We start from the raw sequence: 20,491 nt of genomic DNA, 5'->3' as shown, positions 1-20,491 counted from the left end.
GGGGGCTGTTCTGGCGCGATGACGTCCTTCAGAACGCCACCAACCATTCAAGCTGTTGCAAAGCGCTTGTCCAGATAATCGATGATCACCTTGGACTCGTATATCCAGGTGGTCTGGCCGTTTTCTTCGATACGCAGGCACGGCACCTTGATCTTGCCGCCTTGCTCCAGCAGGGCGTGGCGATCCTGTTCGTTGTTTTTCGCGTCACGCAGGGCCACCGGAACGTTAAGGCGGTGCAGGGTGCGGCGGGTTTTCACGCAGAACGGGCAGGCGTGGAACTGGTACAGGGTCAGGCCCTTGGCGGCCTGTTCGACCTGGGCTTGAGCGGCGGCGGGGCGCTGCTGCTTGCGTGGGCGGGTGATGAAGTCGATGAAGATGATGAGCTGGCCCAGGCCGACTCGAAGCGCTTTGACGATCACGATATTGCCTCTTGCCCATGAAAGAAGGGGCGGCAGCTTACCTGATTTTTGCCAGGCGAAAAAAAACCGGCGATGAACGCCGGTTCTTTCGGGCAGCCGTTTACTTGATCAGGCTGAGAAACTCGCTGCGGGTTGCCGCGTTTTCGCGGAACTCGCCCAGCATCACCGAGGTGATCATCGACGAGTTCTGCTTCTCCACACCGCGCATCATCATGCACATGTGCTTGGCCTCGATCACCACCGCGACGCCCAGGGCGCCGGTCACTTGCTGGACCGCGTCGGCGATCTGGCGGCTGAGGTTTTCCTGGATCTGCAGGCGGCGCGCGTACATGTCGACGATGCGCGCGACTTTCGACAGGCCCAGCACCTTGCCACTCGGAATGTAGGCGACGTGAGCCTTGCCGATGAAAGGCAGCAGATGGTGCTCGCACAGCGAGTAGAGCTCGATGTCCTTGACCAGCACCATCTCGCTGTTATCGGAGCTGAACAAGGCACCGTTGGTGACTTCTTCCAGCGTTTGCTCATAACCGCGGCAGAGGTACTGCATGGCTTTGGCGGCACGTTTTGGCGTGTCGAGCAGGCCCTCGCGGGAGACGTCTTCGCCCAATTGGCCGAGGATCGCCGTGTAATTCTGTTCCAGGGACATGAAACTACCTGTGGGATTTTACGCAAAGGGCAAGGGTACGGTGGCGGACCGGGCGCTGCAAGCGCGACGAAGCGGCTTTACTCGTCGCGGCCTTCCATCATGGTGCGTTTGAGCATCACGTAGACCGCCCCGGCACCGCCATGTTTGGCCTGGCACGAGGTGAAGCCGAGCACCTGGGGATGCTGGCGCAGCCAGGTGTTGACGTGGCTCTTGATCATCGGCCGCTTGCCGTCCAGGCGCACGGCCTTGCCGTGGGTGACGCGCACGCAGCGGATTTCGAACTTGGTGGCTTCGGCGAGGAATGCCCAGAGGGTTTCCCGGGCCTTTTCCACGTTCATGCCGTGCAGGTCGAGGCTGCCCTCGAAAGGGATCTGGCCGACCTTGAGCTTGCGCATCTGGCTTTCCTGAACCCCGTCGCGGGCCCACATCAGCTCGTCTTCCGGGCCGACATCGATCACGAACTGATCGGACAGCCCGTCGACGGTCGTGGTTTCGGTGCGCACGCTGGCTGCCTGGCGCAGCTTGGCGATCTGCGCCCGGTCAGCCTTGGGTTTGCCGGTTTCGGCGCGATCGTGCTTGATCGGCTTGACGCCTTGGATCGCGCTTTTGAACAGGGAAAAATCGTCGTCTTGCATGTCAGCCTCCGCGAAGACCGAGCAGTTTACCCAACTCGACGGGAGAGGGGCGGGACAAAACGTGTTGCCGTCGATTCAGTCATGCTTCTTCATCAGGTGGGGAGCCATGTTCAGGGTCTGCGGCTGGCGCATGCGCCGCCGGCAGCGACGCCACAGCCAGACGCCGACATACAGCAGTAACAGACCGACCGCTAGAATCACCGCGGAACCCGCCGGACTTGCATTCAATTCGCCCAGCGCCGGAGGGCGCCCCAACAGGCTGGCGGCCCCGGCCATCGCCAGCAGCACACCGAAGGTCGCCAGCAACGCGGAGAATCCCGCGCCCAGGCGCAAACGCCAGTTCCGCGGGCCTTTGGGCCGCAGACGACGTGCGTCAAAACCATCGGATATCTTCATTCCGACCTTCCTCAATGGGTATCGGCCCTTCGACCGAAAGATGACCGGGTGGTTCCTGAGGCTAAGGCAATTACGGCAAATGAGAGGCTTTTACGGATGAGCGGCCTTGCCCCTGAAGGCGCGCCGCTCATTGCAGGTCGATCAGATCAGATCTTTGGTGGCGGCGAGGGTGGCGAAGTTGTCCGCCATGATGGCCATTTCGGTCTGCTGCACGTGCTCGGCGCTGAGGATGCCGCCCTTGTAGGGCAGGTCGCGGGTGGCGCAGGCGTCTTCCACCAGGGTGCAGCGAAAACCCAGGTTCTTCGCCGCGCGCACGGTGGTGCTGACACTGGAATGGCTCATGAAACCGCAGACGATCAGGTCCAGGGAGCCCAGGTCCTGCAGGCGCTTTTCCAGTTCGGTGCCATGGAAGGCGCTCGGCAGCAGCTTGCCGATGATGGTCTCGTCGCCCTGGGGTTCGAGGCCGGGGATGAATTCACCGCGTTCGCCCTGGGGGTCGAACAGGCCGCCGACGGTGCCGAGGTGGCGCACATGCACAACCGGGCGGCCGGCGGAGCGGGCGGCAGCGACCAGTTGCTTGATGTTGGCGACCGCAGCGTCCATGCCGGACAGGGCCAGGGGGCCGCTGAGGTACTCTTTCTGGGCGTCGATGATCACAAGGGTCGCGTGGCTCAAATTAGCCGCTGCATAACCACGACCGCTGAGTTGAAACATCGTCTTTGGAACGGACATTCTGGGGCTCCTGTGAGTGGGGCTTTTGCGACATTGTCCTCTGGCGGAGCGCTTCTGTGAATCGCTACTAACGTAAGGTGCGTGGTTGCTGGCCTACAGCCGTGTCAAGGGCTATGCAGAATCGGGCCGAATGTGGAGAAAACCGCCTGAACGCCCCGCAGACTCAGATTTTTCATGCGTCGTCCTCAGACGTTTTGGCTGTTAGAATCGCCAGTCGTTTTTTCAGGAGTCTGTCCCGTGATCACTTCCCGCCTGCGCACCCTGCGCGACCACATCCGTTGGGCTGTCAGCCGCTTTCATGGGGAGGATCTGTTTTTCGGCCATGGGACCGACAACGCCTGGGACGAAGCCCGCCAATTGGTACTGGGTGCCTTGCACCTGCCGTGGGAAATCGCTGACAGCTATCTGGACTGCGCCCTGGAAGACGACGAACTGGTCAACCTGCAGCGTCTGCTCAAGCGGCGCATCGAAGAGCGCGTACCGACCGCCTACCTGCTGGGCGAGGCCTGGTTCTGCGGCCTGTCGTTCATTGTCGACGAGCGGGTGCTGATCCCGCGTTCGCCGATCGGCGAGCTGATCGAAAAACGTTTCGAGCCCTGGTTGGGCGCCGAGCCTACGCGCATTCTCGATCTGTGCACCGGTTCCGGCTGCATCGGCATTGCCTGCGCCTACGAATTCCGTCATGCGGAAGTGGTGCTGGCCGACTTGTCGTTCGAAGCCCTCGAGGTGGCGAACCAGAACATCGAGCGCCATGGCGTCGATGAGCGGGTGTTCACGGTGCAGGGTGACGGCTTCGAGGGTTTGCCGGGCCAGCGTTTCGACCTGATCGTGTCGAACCCGCCGTATGTGGATGCCGAGGACTTCGCCGACATGCCCGAGGAATACCAGCATGAACCGGAGCTGGGCCTGGCCTGTGGCGACGATGGCTTGAACCTGGTGCGGCGCATGCTGGCCGAGGCGGCGGATCATCTGACCGAGAAGGGCCTGTTGATCGTCGAGGTCGGCAACAGCCAGGTTCATGTCGAAGCGCTGTACCCGGAAGTCGATTTCGCCTGGCTGGACTTCGCGCGCGGCGGTCATGGCGTGTTCATGCTCACCGCCGAGCAGTGCCGACAGCACCAGGCACTGTTCAACTCCCGGGTCTGATCGGCGTTTCTGTAGGAGCGAGCGGGCGGCGATCCGACTTGCCCGCGATCCAGGCACCGGGGTGTGCCTGGACGGACGCTATCGCGAGCAAGCTTCGCTCCTACAATAGTCCGTAGAGGCAGCCAGGGGTCAGCGGTGGGTCGCGATCCAGATCAGCAACCCGGCCTGGAACACCGCAAACGCTACCAGGCAGGTGATGGTAAAGCGCAGCCCGGTGTCTTCGCGCTTGTACTTGGCGACCTTTTCTTCGTGCTTGCGCAGCTTCACTTCCTGTTCTTCGAGGTTCTGCTCGGCCTGCTGCAGCATTTGCGCGGCTTCGAGGATCTCGACGAATTGCAGCTTTTCGGTGTTCCAGTTGGGCAGCAGTTCACCGACCTGCACGTGCTTGACGCTGCCCTTGAGATGCTGGGCATCGGCGTAAACCACATCGAAACCCTGGACCCGCAGGAAATGATCGCGCCGCAGGCGCGTGGCCTCGTTCAGCGCATCCTTGTTCGCCAGTTCGAAACCGTCCACGCGGTAGTGCGGCCATTTCTTCTGGGCCCAGCTTGCCCCCTGCGCCAGCAGAAAGCGGCCGATGCCGCGGTTCGCCGGCTCGATCTGCAGGTTTTCCGGCTCGAAGCGCACCCGACGAGTCGCGTGGTCGACCCAGACATCCAGGTGATTCTGTTCCTTGCGCACCCGTTGGCCCGGCAGTTGGAGGGTCATGCGCAACAGGCTGTGTTCTTTGTTGCTGCGCTCGGCATAACCGAACTCGATAAAGCGCAGGGGCCGTCCGCCCGTGGCGCGATCGGTTTGCAGGGGGGCCAGGCGAAGCATCCGGTGATGCTCGGCATGGACGTCCGCCCACGGCAACGCCACGGCTTCGGGAGCGGGGTTTTCAACCTCGGTTTCGGGAGGGTTCTGGGTATCGGTCATAACGGCGAGATCCTGTCCAAGCGCTACTTGCCGACGGCAAGTGAACGGCCGGCAAAGGCTTATCGGCCGTTTTTTTCAGGACTGGAGGGGAAAACGCGTCAACGGGCGTGAAGTCCGTCAATAAAGCTGATGATGCGGGTGCCGAGTTCCGAGGCCAGGGGCAGCTGCGGATCCTTGTAGGAGGCCAGTTGCCGCTTGACGTCGTTGGGCACGATACGCAGGACATGGTTCATGCCTTCGATCAGCGCCAGTTGGGCGTCCGGCTTGGCGGCCTTGAGCATCTGCGCATCGCCGACACCGACCTGGATGTCATTACTGCCCTGGACGATCAGCGCCGGCATCTTCAGGCGGGCGAACGCGGCGGCCGGGTCTTGCCTGAACAGGGTGATCAGGTACGGCTGCACGCTGGGGCGAAAGATCACTTCCAACTGCGGCGGCACGTCGGTGTCGACCCGGCCGGCCTTGAGGCTGTCGAGCAGTTCGTTGCTGCGCAGCATCAGCGGCGCCGGCAGGCGATAGCTCAGTTGCTGGCGCAGCACCTGGTCCACCGGGCGGGCGGTGCCGGAGATGGAGATCACCGCCGCCGCATCGACCTGGGGCGCCGCCAGGGTGGCGATCAGCGCGCCTTCGCTGTGGCCGAGCATGATCAACGGGCCCAGGCGCGGGTCGCTCTTGAGCTTCTTGCCCCAGGCCACGGCGTCGGCGACATAGGCGTCGAGGGTCAGGTTGCGCTCGTCCGGGGTGGCGGCGAGGCTGGCGGCCACCCCGCGCTTGTCGTAGCGCACGCTGGCGATGTTGTGCTTGGCCAGCACCCAGGCCAGGCGCTTGAGGCTGTCGTTGCGCCCACCGTCGGGATTGTTGCCGTTGCGGTCGGTGGGGCCGGAGCCGGAGACGACCAGGACCACCGGCACCGGGGCGTCGGACTTGGGCAGCAGCAGCGAGCCGTATAACTCGCCAGTGCCGGTGTCGAGGCTGATGGGACGTTGCAGTACGGCCGCCTGGACCAGGCCGGTGAACAGGGTAAGGCTCAAGAGAAGAACTCGCAGCATCATCACGCCATCATGGAGAAGGTGCCGGTTGGACTTCCGGACACGGATAAGGTTCGAGGATGAACTAGTTGGGGAGCCTGCGTATACTTCCCGGCTCAGTAATCCAGATTGAGTTATTTCGGCTGATTTCATGGAGCGTCCTGCATGTCCGGCAATACCTACGGCAAGCTGTTCACTGTCACCACCGCGGGCGAAAGCCATGGTCCGGCGTTGGTCGCCATTGTCGACGGCTGCCCACCGGGTCTTGAGCTGTCGCTGGACGATCTGCAGCGCGATCTGGACCGGCGCAAGCCCGGCACCAGCCGCCACACTACCCAGCGCCAGGAAGCCGATGAAGTCGAAATCCTCTCCGGCGTGTTCGAGGGCAAGACCACCGGCTGCTCCATCGGCCTGCTGATCCGCAACACCGACCAGAAGTCCAAGGACTACTCGGCGATCAAGGATCTGTTCCGCCCGGCCCACGCCGATTACACCTACCACCACAAATACGGCATCCGCGACTACCGCGGCGGCGGTCGCAGCTCGGCGCGGGAAACCGCCATGCGCGTGGCGGCCGGGGCGATCGCCAAGAAGTACCTGGCCAGCCAGGGCATCGTGGTGCGTGGCTACATGAGCCAGCTGGGCCCGATCGAAATCCCGTTCAAGACCTGGGACTCGGTGGAAGACAACGCCTTCTTCAGTCCCGACCCGGACAAGGTGCCGGAGCTGGAAGCCTACATGGACCAACTGCGTCGCGATCAGGACTCGGTGGGCGCCAAGATCACCGTGGTCGCCGAGGGCGTGATGCCGGGTCTGGGCGAGCCGATCTTCGACCGCCTGGACGCCGAGCTGGCCCATGCGCTGATGAGCATCAACGCGGTCAAGGGCGTGGAAATCGGCGCCGGTTTCGCCAGCGTCGCCCAGCGTGGCACCGAGCATCGCGACGAGCTGACCCCGCAAGGCTTCCTCAGCAACAACGCCGGCGGCATCCTGGGCGGGATTTCCTCCGGCCAGCCGATCGTCGCGCACCTGGCGCTCAAGCCGACCTCCAGCATCACCACCCCGGGCCGCTCGATCGACATCGATGGCAACCCGGTGGACGTCATCACCAAGGGCCGTCACGACCCGTGCGTGGGCATCCGCGCCACGCCGATCGCCGAAGCCATGATGGCCATCGTGCTGATGGATCACCTGCTGCGTCATCGTGGCCAGAATGCCGACGTGCGCGTCAGCACGCCGGTGCTGGGCCAGTTGTAATGGCGTCTCTGCCAGTCGCCACGGTCTGACGGCCGTGGCGGCGCTCCCGTACTGGCGGCTCTCCAGTTTCTACCTGTTCTATTTCGCCTTGCTGGGTTCGACCGCGCCGTTTCTGGCGCTGTATTTCGATCACCTGGGGTTTTCCAGCGCGCGTATTGGCGAGCTGGTGGCGATTCCCATGCTGATGCGCTGCGTGGCGCCGAACCTCTGGGGCTGGCTGGGCGACTACACCGGCCGGCGCCTGGCCATCGTGCGTTTTGGCGCGATCTGCACGCTGCTGAGTTTTTCGCTGATTTTCGTCAGCAAGAGCTACGCCTGGCTGGCGATGGTCATGGCCCTGCATGCGTTCTTCTGGCACGCGGTATTGCCGCAATTCGAAGCGATCACCCTGGCGCACCTGCAAGGCCAGACCGCTCGCTACAGCCAGATCCGCCTGTGGGGCTCGATCGGTTTCATCCTCACGGTGGTGGCGCTGGGGCGGCTGTTCGAGTGGTTGAGCCTGGACATCTACCCGGCGGCGCTGGTGCTGATCATGGCCGGCATCGTGCTCAGCAGCGCCTGGGTGCCCAACGCCCAGCCAGCGGCCCAGGGCAGCCGCTTGGCCGCCGGGGGCTTTCTTGGCCAGCTGCGCAGCCCCGGCGTCCTGGCCTTCTATGCCTGCGTGGCGCTGATGCAAATGAGCCACGGTCCTTACTACACCTTCCTGACCCTGCACCTGGAACACCTGGGCTATAGCCGCGGCTTGATCGGCCTGTTGTGGGCGCTGGGGGTGGTCGCCGAAGTCTTGATGTTCCTGGCGATGAGCTGGATTCTCTCGCGGTTTTCGGTACGCCGGGTGCTGCTGGCGAGTTTCCTGCTGGCGGCCCTGCGCTGGTTGCTGCTGGGCGCCTTTGCCGAGCATCTGTGGGTGCTGTTGTTTGCCCAGGTGCTGCATGCCGCGACCTTCGGCAGCTTTCATGCCGCGGCCATTCATTTCGTGCAACGCAGCTTCGGCGACCGCCAGCAAGGCCAGGGCCAGGCCCTGTACGCGGCCCTGGCCGGCACCGGCGGCGCATTGGGTGCGTTGTATTCCGGCTACAGCTGGAACGCCCTGGGCGCGACATTGACCTTTAGTATTGCAAGCCTCGCAGCGCTGGCGGCAGCCGTTATCATTGCCACACGTATGCAAGAGGAGAGGCCATGAGCCTTACCCGCGAACAGCTGGCACAGGACATCATCGAGGTCGGACGCTTTCTGTATGCCCGCGGCTGGTCCCCGGCCACCAGCAGCAACTATTCCACTCGCCTGTCGCCGAGCGCGCTATTGCTCACGGTTTCGGGCAAGCACAAAGGCCAGTTGGGCCTGGATGATGTGCTGGCCACCGACTTGTCGGGCAACAGCCTGGAGCCGGGCAAAAAGCCCTCGGCCGAAACCCTGTTGCACACCCAGCTGTACCGCTGGAACCCGCAGATCGGCGCCGTGTTGCATACCCACTCGGTGAATGCCACGGTGCTGTCACGCCTGACCGCCGAGGGCTTCATCGAGTTCGAGGGTTACGAGCTGCAAAAGGCTTTTACCGGCATTGCCAGCCACGAGTCGCGGGTGCGCGTGCCGATTTTCGACAACGACCAGAACATCGCCCGGCTGGCGACCAAGATCCAGCCCTGGCTCGACGCCCATGCCGATTGCGTCGGCTACCTGATTCGCGGTCATGGCCTCTACACCTGGGGCGCGCGCATGAGTGACGCGCAGCGCCAGATCGAGGCCTTCGAGTTTCTGTTCGAGTGCGAGTTGCAGACTCGCGCCCTGTTAAACCGTTAAGGCTTGCTTCGACTGAAGTAGCCAGCGCCTGATGATATGCACTGCCTGACCGGCCTGGAAAAAGCCGGAAGGCACTGCCGATAACGAGGAATTGCCAAGATGAGCAGCCTGTCCGTTTACCACGAATCCAGCCCGGACCTGCCGAACAAGGTGCTGACCCATTTCGACGATATCGCCGCGACCCTGGCCGAGCAGGGCGTGCGTTTCGATCGCTGGCAAGCCGCCACCAGGATCCAGCCGGGCGCCAGCCAGGAGGAAGTGATAGGCGCCTACCAGGAACAGATCGACCGCCTGATGACCGAGCGCGGCTACATCACCGTCGATGTGATCAGCCTCAATGGCGATCACCCGCAGAAGGCCGAGCTGCGCGCCAAGTTCCTCGACGAACACCGGCATGCCGAGGACGAGGTGCGCTTTTTCGTCGCCGGCCGCGGCCTGTTCAGCCTGCATATCGGCGACTACGTGTACGCCGTGCTCTGCGAGAAGAACGACCTGATTTCGGTGCCGGCCGGTACCGCGCACTGGTTCGACATGGGCGAGAACCCATACCTGGTGGCGATCCGCATGTTCAACAACCCGCAAGGCTGGGTCGCCAACTTCACCGGTTCCGATATCGCCAGCCAGTTCCCGCTTCTGGAGGATTGAGCGGATGCCGATCAAGGCCATTCTCACCGACATCGAAGGCACCACCAGCGCGGTGAGCTTTGTCTTCGAGGTGCTGTTCCCCTACGCGGTGCGGCACCTGCCGGACTTCGTGCGCAAGCACGCCTGCCAGGCCGACGTTGCCGAGCAGTTGCAGGCGGTGCGCGAGGCCAGCGGCGAGCCGGCGGCGGACGTCGAGCGGGTGATCGGGATTCTGCTGGGCTGGATCGCGGAAGATCGCAAGTCCACGCCACTCAAGGCGCTGCAAGGCATGGTCTGGGAGCAGGGGTACCGGGCCGGACAGCTCAAGGGCCATGTCTACCCGGATGCGGCGGCGGCGTTGCAGCGCTGGCACCAGGCCGGCTATCGGCTGTACGTCTATTCGTCGGGCTCGATCCAGGCGCAGAAGCTGATTTTCGGTTGCTCAGCTGCCGGGGACCTGTCGCCGCTGTTCAGCGGTTTCTTCGACACCACCTCGGGAGCGAAACGGGAAGTGCAGTCTTACCAGCGCATTACCCAGGCCATCGGCTGTGCACCCGGGCAGATTCTCTTTCTGTCCGATATCGTCCAGGAGCTGGATGCGGCCCGGTCCGCCGGCCTGGCCACCTGCGGCCTGGTGCGCGAAGGCGGGGTATTGGCGGGGCATGCGAATGTAGCGAGCTTCGCCGATATCGATCCGCAGGGTTTCTGAAAGCAATCAGGCCGTGTCAGCGCAAGGCTGGCACGGCCTGATTGGGGTTATCTGTTATCCAGTTGCCGGTGATCATCGCGAATCCGCAGCGGTGCGGATTTAAAGCGAGTGATACGACGGCAGGGCAAAACGGTTCTGGCTTTGCAGCAGGGAAATCTGTGGCAATTCGCTGGCCTGTTCGGCCAGGTCGCGACGCAACGCGCTGATCACCCACGACAACTGATCGCCCGCATGCAACTGCGCATAAGAGATCGAGCGCTTGAGCTGTTTACCTTCGCTGTTACGCAGCGTCAGCAGGATGCCGCCATCGGGCCGTGGCTGAGTGGTCACTTCGTAGTTGGAGAACAGGGAAGCGAATTTTTCTTGGATCAGGCTCATGTCTATCAGCTCCATTGGTTCTTGAATGGCAAACCTGGAGTGATAGGTGCAGCGATTGTGCCAGCCTCAATTTTTTATAAAAATCGTTATAAATCAGATTGTTATAAAAAATCGCCGTTTTCGGGCTCGTGCAATTTGCATGAATGGCCATCGTGCATCCTGCATTTTGCGAGATCGCGGGCCTGGGCAAGGGCAGGGGAGTAACGCTGTGACTGCCGGTTCACGCAAAAGATTCAGCCGGCAAGCCCGGCCCTCAAGCGCGAGGCACCTGGCGGCGCGGAGGAGATACAAAACTTTGCAAAAACTCCATGTACAGGCCAGGAAGCGCTGACGTATTTTTTTGCCAGCGACAAGCTTGGCGCAGACTCTTTGCACAAGCCCAAGCCCTGATGTTCCGGGCTGTACAGGTCAATCAGACGTTTCACCGACATGGACAGTCATGCGCCATGGTCCCCTTGGATCATGGGCGCCTGATAATAAGAAAATAGGACGTCATCCATGAACGCCATGCTCTGCGTTACTGCCAATAGCACGCCCCCTGTTTCTCCTGTTTGCCGTCGCGGCCCGCCCTCGGGCCCCAGCTGAATAGCCCCATCGACCCTTGTCCGCCTGCCCGGCCTGGCCCCGTGCAGGATCCTTTTGCGTCGAACAGGAGCCGTCATGAGCACTCATCAGCACGACATGATCACCTGGGGCATGATGCTACGGAAGTTGCCCTCCATCGCCCGGGCGTTGCCGCGGGTCATCAAGGGCATGCAGATAGCCAACGTCAAGCGCGCCGATCAGCCCTGCGGGCTGGGCTGGACCTTCGAGCAGGCCACCCAACGCAACCCCGACGGCCCGGCGCTGCTGTATGGCGACCGGGTGTTGAGTTATGCACAGGCCAACCAGTGGGCCAACCGGATCGCCCATTACCTGGCGAGCCAGGGCATCGGCAAGGGCGACGTGGTGGCGATCTTCGTCGAGAACCGTCCCGAGTTGCTGGTGAGCGTGCTGGCGGTGGCCAAGCTCGGCGGCATCTGCGCCATGCTCAATACCGCGCAGACCGGCAGTGTGCTGGTGCACAGCGTGAACCTGGTGAAGCCGGTGGCGATGATCGTCGGCGGCGAACTGCTGGATGCCTACTCGGCGATTCGCGATCAGGTCGCCATCGACGAGGCGCGCACCTGGTTCGTCGCCGATCCGGATGTGGCGCCCGGGCCAACGCCTGCCGGTTGCATCGACCTGATGACCGCCAGCGCCGCCAGCGAATCGTCCAACCCACCAAGTACCGCGCGGATCTACCTCGACGATCCGTGCTTCTATATCTACACCTCCGGCACCACCGGGCTGCCCAAGGCCGGTATTTTCAAGCACGGTCGCTGGATGCGCAGCTCGGCCAGCTTCGGCATGATCGCCCTCGACATGCAGCCGGCCGATATCCTGTACTGCACCTTGCCGCTGTATCACGCCACCGGGTTGTGCGTGTGCTGGGGCTCGGCCATCAGCGGCGCCTCGGGCTTCGCCATTCGCCGCAAGTTCAGCGCCAGCCGTTTCTGGGAAGACGTCCGCCGGTTCAAGGCCACCACCATTGGTTATGTGGGCGAGCTGTGCCGTTACCTGGTTGACCAGCCTGCCTGCGAGCACGACCGTGACAACAGCGTGGTGAAGATGGTCGGCAACGGCCTGCGCCCCGGCGTGTGGGGGCCGTTCAAGCAGCGTTTCGGCGTCGAGCATATCTGTGAGCTGTATGCCGCCAGCGACGGCAATATCGGCTTTACCAACGTGCTCAACTTCGACAATACCGTGGGTTTTTCCCTGGCGCCCTGGGCGCTGGTGGAGTATGCCCACGACACCTGTGCGCCGATCCGCAACGGTTCCGGCTTCATGCAGAAGGTCGCCAGGGGCGGGCAAGGCCTGCTGCTGGCGAAGATCGACGACAAGGCACCGCTGGACGGCTATACCGAGCCGGAAAAGAACCTGAAGGTGATCCTCACCGACGTGTTCGAGAAGGGCGACCGTTACTTCAATACCGGCGACCTGCTGCGCGATATCGGTTTTGGCCATGCGCAGTTCATCGATCGCCTGGGCGATACCTATCGCTGGAAGGGCGAAAACGTCTCCACCACCGAGGTGGAGAACATCCTCCTGCAACATCCGCAGGTCGCCGAGGCGGTGGCCTATGGCGTGGAGGTGCACAACACCAACGGCCGTGCCGGGATGGCGGCGATCACCCCGGCCGAATCCCTGGCGACCCTGGATTTCACCGAGCTGTTGCAGTTCGCCCGCGAGCATCTGCCGGGCTACGCGGTGCCGCTGTTCCTGCGGGTCAAGGTGAAGATGGAGACCACCGGCACCTTCAAGTACCAGAAGACCCGGCTCAAGGAAGAAGCCTTCGACCCGTCGAAAACCGGCGGCGATCCGGTGTACGCCTGGTTGCCGGGTTCGGCGACCTATGTCCGGGTAACGGAGGCGGTCCTGGCGGATATTTGTGCCGGTCGACACCGTTATTGATTCTGGCTATGGCCGCTCTTGAGAAAAAAGGGATGACAGGGCGGGAGCCGCTTGGGGACACTAGCGGCTTTCCGATTGGCCGAAAGTGGAGTTCCCGATGTCAGACAAAAGCCGCCAGATGACCGCAGAAGAAGCCGCCGAGTTCACCGAGCAGGTCTTCAACGTCGCACGTCAAGGCGACGCCCAGATGCTCGACAAGCTGGCGAGCAGCGGTCTGCCGGTCAACCTGCGCAATCACAAGGGCGACACCCTGCTGATGCTGGCCAGCTACTACGGGCATGTGGACGCGGTACAGGTGCTGCTCAAGCACAAGGCCGACCCCGAGATCCGTAACGACAACGGCCAGAGCCCGATCGCCGGCGCAGCCTTCAAGGGCGACCTGGCGGTGGTCAAGGCGCTGGTGGAAGGCGGTGCCGAGGTGGAAGGCTCGTCCTTCGACGGGCGTACCGCGCTGATGATGGCGGCGATGTTCAACCGCACGGAAATCGTCGACTACCTCATCGGCAAGGGCGCCAACCCGCGGGCCACCGACGCCAACGGCGTGAGCGCACTGGACGCGGCGAAGACCATGGGCGCCGTCGACACCACCGCGCAATTGCAGAAGTTGCTGGGCTGAGCTGAACGGCGCATACCGTCGGGCCAAGGCCATGCCTGGGTTGCGGCGGTAGGTTCGCGGGCCGGGTTTAGGCTATCCTGCGCGCCCGCCATTGACCCGTAACAGGATTCGCCCCATGAAAACCGTCCTCGCCGAACTCATCACTAAAATCAGCTCCGGCTGCATGGGCGAAGAAGAAATCCTGCGGATCGCCGACGAGGCCGCCCAGGCCTACGCCGATCCCCAGGCCTTCCTGGCCGCCAATCCGGACATCAACTACGACGACAGCTTCCCGATCCCGCTGGGCGAATGGGTGGTGGTCGGCAGCCTGCCGGACACCGTGCTGTTCCAGGCCGACACCTACATGGACCTGTTCGCGCAGATCGTCGCGTCTTTCGGCCCGGGCGTGGCGTTCAATATCAAGCCCAAGCAACTGGCCAAGACCGAGGCCCTGACCGCGCTCAACCGCATCCAGATCCAGATGGGCAGCATGAACCCTGAAAACGGCGGTTACGTGCTGATGAACTTCAGCCAGTTGCTGGACGACGAGCTGCAAGTGGTGCTGGTCTACGGCAATGACGTGCCGCGGGTGCTGCAGCTGTGCGCCGAAGCCGGCATTGCCGCCGCGTCGTCCCTGGAAGCGCTCAAGGTCGCGGTTCACATCTGAGCTGCGGGCCACAGGCCGACCGCGCAGGCAATAAAAAGGAACCCCGCTGCCGGCCGACTATCCTAAGTGGGCAAGCCCTCATTTAGGAGCGACACCATGGGTTCCACTTTCAATACGCTGGTTGGACTGATCATCCTCGCGCTGGACATCTGGGCGATCATCAATGTGCTTAAAAGCAGTGCCGAAACCGGGATGAAAATCCTCTGGGTGTTGCTGATCATCCTGTTGCCGGTGCTGGGCCTGATCATCTGGGCGATTGCCGGGCCGCGCGGCAACGTACGGCTCTGAAGGCTGGCGTGGGGTTCAAAAGGGGCCGCCAGGCCCTTTTTTATGTGACCAAATATGCGCTGCACGAAATTTTCACAAAGTCTCCATGACAATTCGCCAGCACTGTTTTTCCGCTGCTCCCGTGCGATCTCCGATTGCGATCCCTGGCTCTGGGCCATTGCCGGCCAGGGGAGGGCGCCTGCCAGTAATCAATGGCAATGCCGCTGCTGATCGTGCAACATTTGCGCACCGCGCCATCCCCCCAGCCCTGAATGGCTACAAGAGGGCAAAGCGCAGCTGCATTCTTTTCGCAACTTCAACTTCCATTGGGTCCTAAAACGATATGGCAAACCCGGACGTCCTGAGTCAGCAGCGAGCCTCGAGTCGCCTGCTGCAACCGACCGTCAAATCGCATCTGGCTTATACGCTGCTCTGCGCGCTGGCCATGATGGTCATGCTGTCTTTGCTGCGCGTGGCGCTGCTGGTCTACAACCGCGAGATGATCCTCGACACACCGGCCTCGACCTTCCTTGAAGCCTTCGCCAACGGCCTGCGCTTCGATGTGCGCCTGGTGGTCTACCTCAGCATCCCGCTGCTGCTGGCGCTGTTCAGTGCCCGGGCCATGGCGGCTCGCGGTTTCTTCCGCTTCTGGCTGACCATCGTTTCGAGCATCGCGCTGTTCCTCGGCCTGATGGAGATGGACTTCTACCGCGAGTTCCACCAGCGTCTCAACGGCCTGGTCTTCCAGTATGTGAAGGAAGACCCGAAAACCGTGATGAGCATGCTCTGGTACGGCTTCCCGGTGGTGCGCTACCTGCTGGCCTGGGCGGTCGGCACCTGGCTGCTGAGCCTGGCGTTCAAGGGCGCCGACCGCGCGACCCGGCCGCGCGGCCCGTTCAGCGGCGGCAGCATCGGCACCCGGCAGGTCGCCCCGTGGTACGCCCGTATCGGCGTATTCGTGGTCTGCCTGCTGGTCTGCGTGGTCGCCGCCCGCGGCACCCTGCGCCAGGGCCCGCCACTGCGCTGGGGTGACGTCTACACCACCGAATCGAACTTCGCCAACCAGCTGGGCCTCAACGGCACGCTGTCTCTGGTCGAGGCGGCCAAGAGCCGGATGGGCGAGGACCGCAGCAATATCTGGAAAGCCACCCTGCCGCAGCCCGAGGCGCAGCAAGTGGTGCGCGACCTGCTGGTGATGCCGGACGACAAGCTGGTGGACGCCGATATCGCCGCCGTGCGCCGCGACTACACGCCACCGGCCGCCAAGACCCTGCCGATCAAGAACGTGGTCGTGATCCTGATGGAAAGCATGGCCGGTCACTCGGTGGGTGCCCTGGGCGCTCCAGGCAATATCACCCCGTACCTGGACCAACTGTCCAAGGAAGGCCTGCTGTTCGACCGCTTCTTCTCCAACGGCACCCATACCCACCAGGGCATGTTCGCCACCATGGCCTGCTTCCCCAACCTGCCGGGTTTCGAATACCTGATGCAGACCCCGGAAGGCAGCCACAAGCTGTCCGGCCTGCCGCAGGTGTTGAGCGCCCGCAAGTATGACGACGTGTATGTCTACAACGGCGATTTCGCCTGGGACAACCAGTCGGGCTTCTTCAGCAACCAGGGCATGACCAACTTCGTCGGTCGCAACGACTTCGTCGATCCGGTGTTCTCCGATCCGACCTGGGGCGTGTCCGACCAGGACATGTTCAACCGTGGCCTGGAAGAATTGAAGGCGCGGGAAAACGGCAAGCCGTTCTATGCCCTGCTGCAGACCCTGTCCAACCACACCCCGTACGCCTTGCCGACGCCATTGCCGGTGGCGAAGGTGACCGACCGTGGCAGCCTGAACGAACACCTGACCGCCATGCGCTATTCCGACTGGGCCCTGGGCCAGTTCTTCGAGAAGGCGCGCAAGGAGCCGTACTTCAAGGAGACGCTGTTCGTGATCGTGGGTGACCATGGTTTCGGTAACGAGCGCCAGATCACCGAAATGGACCTGGGCCGCTTCAACGTGCCGATGCTGATGATCGCTCCGGGCATCCAGGAAAAATTCGGCCAGCGCAACCACACCGTGGGCACCCAGGTCGATATCGTGCCGACCATCATGGGCCGCCTCGGTGGCGAAGTGCGTCACCAGTGCTGGGGCCGCGACCTGCTCAACCTGCCGGAAGGCGACACCGGCTTTGGCGTGATCAAGCCGTCGGGCAGCGAGCAGACCACGGCTATCGTCACCGCCGACCAGATCCTGGTACTGCCGCGCGAGAAGGAAATGGCGCCGAAGATCTACCAGTACGAACTGGGCGCCAATCCGCATGCCGAAGTGGTGCCGGACGCACCGCGTACCGCCGAGTTGAAGCACAAGCTGGAAGCTTTCCTGCAAACCGCTACCAAGAGCCTGTTGGATAACACCGCAGGCGTGGTGCACGGCACGCCGGACTGATTCATTGCGCTAATGAAAAAGAGGCCCTCGGGCCTCTTTTTTTTGACGGTTATTCAAGTGCCGGACATGAACTGGCGAAAGCTATATCCGGCCCAGTAACAGGAGAACCAGCAACACCACCAGCACCACACCGATGATGCCGGACGGGCCATAACCCCAGCTTCTGGAGTGCGGGAACACTGGAAGACCACCGATCAGCAGAAGAATCAGAATAATGATCAGGATTGTGCCCATGTCGTTTTCCTTATTGGAGGATCGAAGGCGCGGCTGGACTCGAAGGCAATTAATCCGTACCGCTTAATCATTCGGACTCTGTGCCTTGAAGGATGATTCCAAGTTTTTTTAATGCTTTTTGCACGCAGGCCTATTTCTTTTCGTACCTGCTGCCGGTGGCCATCGAGTTGAACGTGCAACACCGCGGGAAGTCGCACCGAGGCCCCGGTTTGCCTGGGGCATTCAGCAATCTGATGGTGCGTGGGCGGCACAAAATCCTTCGCTACACTCGCCTCATCTTCCCCGGAACAACAAGGCAACTCCTATGCAAAATCGCATGATGATCACTGGCGCCGGATCCGGCCTGGGTCGCGAAATCGCTCTGCGCTGGGCGCGCGAAGGCTGGCAGTTGGCGTTGTCGGATGTCAGCGAACCCGGCCTGCAGGAAACCCTCAGGCTGGTACGCCAAGCCGGCGGCGATGGCTTCGTGCAACGTTGCGACGTGCGTGACTACAGCCAGTTGACCGCCTTCGCCCAGGCCTGTGAAGTCAAGCTCGGCGGCATCGATGTGATCGTCAATAACGCCGGCGTGGCCTCCGGCGGCTTCTTCAGCGAATTGTCCCTGGAGGACTGGGACTGGCAGATCGCGATCAACCTGATGGGCGTGGTCAAGGGCTGCAAGGCGTTCCTGCCGCTGCTGGAAAAGAGCAAGGGCCGGATCATCAACATCGCCTCGATGGCGGCCTTGATGCAGGGCCCGGCGATGAGCAACTACAACGTGGCCAAGGCCGGCGTGGTGGCCCTGTCCGAAAGCCTGCTGATCGAGCTGGCCCAGCAGGAAATCGGCGTGCACGTGGTATGCCCGTCGTTCTTCCAGACCAACCTGCTGGATTCGTTCCGTGGCCCGACCCCGGCGATGAAGGCCCAGGTCGGCAAGCTGCTGGAAAGCTCGCCGATCAGCGCGGCGGACATCGCCGACTACATCTACACCCGGGTCGCCGCCGGCGAATTCATGATCCTGCCCCACGAACAGGGGCGCATGGCCTGGGCCCTGAAACAGAAGAACCCGCAGCTGCTGTACGACGAAATGACCCTCATGGCCGACAAGATGCGCGCCAAGACCAAGCAAAACGCCAGCTGAGCTTGCTCCTGCCCCGGCGCGTCGTTAGGGTTGCCAGCATCTGGCATCCCTGACGAGACCTTGCATGCTCAATTACCTGTGGTTCTTCCTCGCCGCGCTGTTCGAGATCGCCGGCTGCTACGCCTTCTGGATGTGGCTGCGCCAGGGCAAAAGCGCCTGGTGGATGGTCCCGGCGCTGGCGAGCCTGATGCTCTTCGCCCTGTTGCTGACCAAGATCGAAGCGAGCTACGCCGGCCGCGCCTATGCGGCGTACGGCGGGATCTACATCATCGCCTCGATCGGCTGGCTGGGTATGGTGGAGCGGGTGCGGCCGCTGAGTTCGGACTGGCTGGGGGTGGCGCTGTGCGTGATCGGCGCGAGCATCATTCTGTTCGGGCCGCGCTTTACCAACGGTTAGGAACTGGCCGGGTTGCGGGCGCCGCGATGGCGCCCGGTCCCGGCCGGGAATCAGTCGAACAATTCCTTGGGCACGTCGTGCTTGAGCATCAACTGGCACTGCTCGCTGTCCGGGTCGAAGACGATCACCGCCTGGCCCTTGGTCAGCGCCTGGCGCACGCGCAGGACGCGGGTTTCCAGCGGGGTGTCGTCGCCATTGTCGGTGCCGTCGCGGGTGACGAAGTCTTCGATCAGGCGGGTCAGGGTGTCGACTTCTAGTTGGTCATGGGGAATCAGCATACGGGCCTCCGGCAAACAATCCCGGATCCTACTGCGCCGGGCCCCGCGCGGCTAGGCAAACCTCGCGCGGGGCCGGGCTTTTCCCTTCAGGGCTTTTCACCTCAGGACTTTTGCCCCACCAGGCTGTCCACCGACGGCACCCGGGTGTCGCTTTCCATCTGTGTGTCGTGTTCCAGCTGATGGCTGAAACGGTCCAGGGAGCCCTGGGCCGGCTGTGCGTCGCTGGCGAACACCGGCGGGCTGAGGATGTAGGCGCCCAGCAGGCGGCTGAGGGCCGCCAAGCTGTCGATATGGGTGCGTTCGTAGCCGTGGGTGGCGTCGCAACCGAAGGCCAGCAGGGCGGTACGGATATCGTGGCCGGCGGTGACCGCCGAATGGGCATCGCTGAAGTAGTAGCGGAACAGGTCGCGGCGCACCGGCAGTTCGTGTTCCGTGGCCAGGCGCAGCAGGTGGCGCGACAGGTGATAGTCGTAAGGCCCGCCGGAGTCCTGCATGGCCACGCTCACCGCGTGCTCGCTGGAGTGCTGGCCGGGGGCGACCGGGGCGATGTCGATGCCGACGAATTCGCTGACGTCCCAGGGCAGGGCCGCCGCCGCGCCGCTGCCGGTTTCTTCGGTGATGGTGAACAGCGGATGGCAGTCGATCATCAGTGGCTCGCCGCTGTCGACGATGGCCTTGAGCGCGGCCAGCAGCGCCGCGACCCCAGCCTTGTCGTCGAGGTGGCGGGCGCTGATATGGCCGCTTTCGGTGAACTCCGGCAAGGGATCGAACGCGACGAAATCGCCGACGCCGATGCCCAGCGACTCGCAGTCGGCGCGGGTGGTGCAGTAGGCGTCCAGGCGCAATTCGATGTGGTCCCAACTGATGGGCATTTCGTCCACCGCGGTGTTAAAGGCGTGCCCGGAGGCCATCAGCGGCAACACGCTGCCACGCACTACGCCGTTGTCGGTGAACAGGCTGACCCGGCTGCCCTCGGCGAAACGGCTGGACCAGCAACCGACCGGGGCCAGGGTCAGGCGGCCGTTGTCTTTCACCGCGCGCACGCTGGCGCCGATGGTGTCCAGATGCGCCGAGACCGCACGGTCCGGGCTGTTCTTCTGGCCCTTGAGGGTGGCGCGAATGGTCCCGCGGCGGGTCAGCTCGAAGGGGATGCCCAGTTCTTCCAGGCGCTCGGCCACGTAACGCACGATGGTGTCGGTGAAGCCGGTGGGGCTGGGAATGGCGAGCATTTCCAGGAGGACTTTCTGCAGGTAGTTGAGGTCCGGTTCGGGAATCGATCGGGTCATGGAAACTCCTGATGATGAAAAGGTATCGC

General features: G+C 62.9%; 24 protein-coding genes. 13 read left to right on the top strand and 11 right to left on the bottom strand.

Annotated features, from left to right (window positions below; translation table 11 throughout):
- Positions 1-47: 47 nt before the first annotated feature.
- From AC3RCP_RS23360 to AC3RCP_RS23340, 5 genes are all read right to left on the bottom strand, one after another.
- The gene (locus AC3RCP_RS23360) at positions 48-419 is read right to left on the bottom strand and encodes a glutathione S-transferase N-terminal domain-containing protein (RefSeq protein ID WP_492571832.1); all 372 of its coding nucleotides are present in this window, start codon (positions 417-419) and stop codon (positions 48-50) included.
- Positions 420-519: 100 nt separating this feature from the next.
- The gene (gene folE / locus AC3RCP_RS23355; protein WP_003204506.1) at positions 520-1,065 is read right to left on the bottom strand and encodes a GTP cyclohydrolase I FolE; all 546 of its coding nucleotides are present in this window, start codon (positions 1,063-1,065) and stop codon (positions 520-522) included.
- Between the two features lie 77 nt (positions 1,066-1,142).
- Positions 1,143-1,700, bottom strand: a complete 558-nt coding sequence (locus AC3RCP_RS23350) for a Smr/MutS family protein (RefSeq protein WP_007932272.1) — start codon at positions 1,698-1,700, stop codon at positions 1,143-1,145.
- 75 nt (positions 1,701-1,775) lie between these two features.
- On the bottom strand, positions 1,776-2,096 hold the full coding sequence (locus AC3RCP_RS23345; RefSeq protein ID WP_007932271.1) for a hypothetical protein: 321 nt from the start codon (positions 2,094-2,096) through the stop codon (positions 1,776-1,778).
- A 141-nt stretch (positions 2,097-2,237) separates the two neighbouring features.
- Positions 2,238-2,828, bottom strand: coding sequence for a cysteine hydrolase family protein (locus AC3RCP_RS23340; protein ID WP_053262217.1), 591 nt, complete (start codon positions 2,826-2,828; stop codon positions 2,238-2,240).
- A 237-nt stretch (positions 2,829-3,065) separates the two neighbouring features.
- Between AC3RCP_RS23340 and prmB the strand changes: the two genes are divergently transcribed.
- Positions 3,066-3,974 carry a 50S ribosomal protein L3 N(5)-glutamine methyltransferase gene (gene prmB / locus AC3RCP_RS23335; RefSeq protein ID WP_492571831.1) on the top strand — a complete coding sequence of 303 codons (909 nt, stop codon included), beginning with the start codon at positions 3,066-3,068 and terminating at the stop codon, positions 3,972-3,974.
- A gap of 129 nt (positions 3,975-4,103) precedes the next feature.
- On the opposite strand, the gene AC3RCP_RS23330 is transcribed toward prmB, so the two are convergent.
- Together AC3RCP_RS23330 and AC3RCP_RS23325 are read right to left on the bottom strand one after the other, a co-directional pair.
- A complete protein-coding gene (locus tag AC3RCP_RS23330) occupies positions 4,104-4,892 on the bottom strand; it encodes a hypothetical protein (protein ID WP_087092395.1) in 789 nt (262 codons plus the stop codon).
- 98 nt (positions 4,893-4,990) lie between these two features.
- Positions 4,991-5,944 carry an alpha/beta hydrolase gene (locus tag AC3RCP_RS23325; RefSeq protein ID WP_101338761.1) on the bottom strand — a complete coding sequence of 318 codons (954 nt, stop codon included), beginning with the start codon at positions 5,942-5,944 and terminating at the stop codon, positions 4,991-4,993.
- Between the two features lie 141 nt (positions 5,945-6,085).
- On the opposite strand from AC3RCP_RS23325, the gene aroC reads away from it, so the two are divergent.
- The 5 genes from aroC to mtnC all read left to right on the top strand — a co-directional run bounded on the left by aroC (position 6,086) and on the right by mtnC (position 10,310).
- Positions 6,086-7,177 carry a chorismate synthase gene (aroC, locus tag AC3RCP_RS23320; RefSeq protein ID WP_007932265.1) on the top strand — a complete coding sequence of 364 codons (1,092 nt, stop codon included), beginning with the start codon at positions 6,086-6,088 and terminating at the stop codon, positions 7,175-7,177.
- Between the two features lie 34 nt (positions 7,178-7,211).
- Entirely contained in the window at positions 7,212-8,360 is a 1,149-nt protein-coding gene (locus AC3RCP_RS23315; RefSeq protein WP_053262212.1) for an MFS transporter, read from the top strand.
- On the top strand, positions 8,357-8,977 hold the full coding sequence (locus AC3RCP_RS23310) for a methylthioribulose 1-phosphate dehydratase (protein ID WP_492571830.1): 621 nt from the start codon (positions 8,357-8,359) through the stop codon (positions 8,975-8,977). Before AC3RCP_RS23315 ends, AC3RCP_RS23310 begins: the two co-directional genes overlap by 4 nt.
- Positions 8,978-9,076: 99 nt before the next feature.
- Positions 9,077-9,622, top strand: coding sequence for a 1,2-dihydroxy-3-keto-5-methylthiopentene dioxygenase (locus AC3RCP_RS23305; protein WP_492571829.1), 546 nt, complete (start codon positions 9,077-9,079; stop codon positions 9,620-9,622).
- A gap of 4 nt (positions 9,623-9,626) precedes the next feature.
- Positions 9,627-10,310, top strand: coding sequence for an acireductone synthase (gene mtnC, locus AC3RCP_RS23300; RefSeq protein ID WP_492571828.1), 684 nt, complete (start codon positions 9,627-9,629; stop codon positions 10,308-10,310).
- Between the two features lie 99 nt (positions 10,311-10,409).
- Here mtnC and AC3RCP_RS23295 read toward each other — a convergent pair whose 3' ends face one another.
- Positions 10,410-10,688 (bottom strand): DUF3509 domain-containing protein, encoded by a 279-nt coding sequence (locus tag AC3RCP_RS23295; RefSeq protein WP_009045039.1) that lies wholly within the window; start codon positions 10,686-10,688, stop codon positions 10,410-10,412.
- Positions 10,689-11,348: 660 nt separating this feature from the next.
- On the opposite strand from AC3RCP_RS23295, the gene AC3RCP_RS23290 reads away from it, so the two are divergent.
- The 5 genes from AC3RCP_RS23290 (at position 11,349) to AC3RCP_RS23270 (ending at position 17,147) form a co-directional block, all read left to right on the top strand.
- On the top strand, positions 11,349-13,181 hold the full coding sequence (locus AC3RCP_RS23290; protein ID WP_492571827.1) for a long-chain-acyl-CoA synthetase: 1,833 nt from the start codon (positions 11,349-11,351) through the stop codon (positions 13,179-13,181).
- Positions 13,182-13,278: 97 nt separating this feature from the next.
- Complete coding sequence (locus AC3RCP_RS23285) at positions 13,279-13,797, top strand: ankyrin repeat domain-containing protein (protein ID WP_009045037.1); 519 nt, start codon at positions 13,279-13,281, stop codon at positions 13,795-13,797.
- A gap of 115 nt (positions 13,798-13,912) precedes the next feature.
- Entirely contained in the window at positions 13,913-14,443 is a 531-nt protein-coding gene (locus AC3RCP_RS23280; RefSeq protein WP_492571826.1) for a hypothetical protein, read from the top strand.
- A 96-nt stretch (positions 14,444-14,539) separates the two neighbouring features.
- Positions 14,540-14,731, top strand: coding sequence for a PLDc N-terminal domain-containing protein (locus tag AC3RCP_RS23275; RefSeq protein WP_007932252.1), 192 nt, complete (start codon positions 14,540-14,542; stop codon positions 14,729-14,731).
- Between the two features lie 322 nt (positions 14,732-15,053).
- Positions 15,054-17,147 carry an LTA synthase family protein gene (locus AC3RCP_RS23270; protein ID WP_101338755.1) on the top strand — a complete coding sequence of 698 codons (2,094 nt, stop codon included), beginning with the start codon at positions 15,054-15,056 and terminating at the stop codon, positions 17,145-17,147.
- Positions 17,148-17,228: 81 nt separating this feature from the next.
- Here the strand turns inward: AC3RCP_RS23270 and AC3RCP_RS23265 are convergent, their stop codons facing one another.
- The gene (locus AC3RCP_RS23265; protein ID WP_003226960.1) at positions 17,229-17,381 is read right to left on the bottom strand and encodes a DUF3309 family protein; all 153 of its coding nucleotides are present in this window, start codon (positions 17,379-17,381) and stop codon (positions 17,229-17,231) included.
- A gap of 304 nt (positions 17,382-17,685) precedes the next feature.
- On the opposite strand from AC3RCP_RS23265, the gene AC3RCP_RS23260 reads away from it, so the two are divergent.
- A complete protein-coding gene (locus AC3RCP_RS23260) occupies positions 17,686-18,501 on the top strand; it encodes an SDR family oxidoreductase (protein ID WP_492571825.1) in 816 nt (271 codons plus the stop codon).
- Positions 18,502-18,565: 64 nt separating this feature from the next.
- Complete coding sequence (locus AC3RCP_RS23255) at positions 18,566-18,898, top strand: YnfA family protein (RefSeq protein ID WP_007932246.1); 333 nt, start codon at positions 18,566-18,568, stop codon at positions 18,896-18,898.
- Positions 18,899-18,948: 50 nt separating this feature from the next.
- On the opposite strand, the gene AC3RCP_RS23250 is transcribed toward AC3RCP_RS23255, so the two are convergent.
- A complete protein-coding gene (locus AC3RCP_RS23250; RefSeq protein WP_007932245.1) occupies positions 18,949-19,176 on the bottom strand; it encodes a YheU family protein in 228 nt (75 codons plus the stop codon).
- 101 nt (positions 19,177-19,277) lie between these two features.
- Entirely contained in the window at positions 19,278-20,462 is a 1,185-nt protein-coding gene (locus AC3RCP_RS23245) for an osmoprotectant NAGGN system M42 family peptidase (RefSeq protein WP_007932243.1), read from the bottom strand.
- Between the last annotated feature and the right edge of the window lie 29 nt (positions 20,463-20,491).

This window comes from Pseudomonas sp. GW822-FHT05A08 (genome assembly GCF_058800485.1).
Note: the sequence above shows the minus strand (reverse complement) of the source record. Positions and strands in the feature narration are given on the sequence as shown.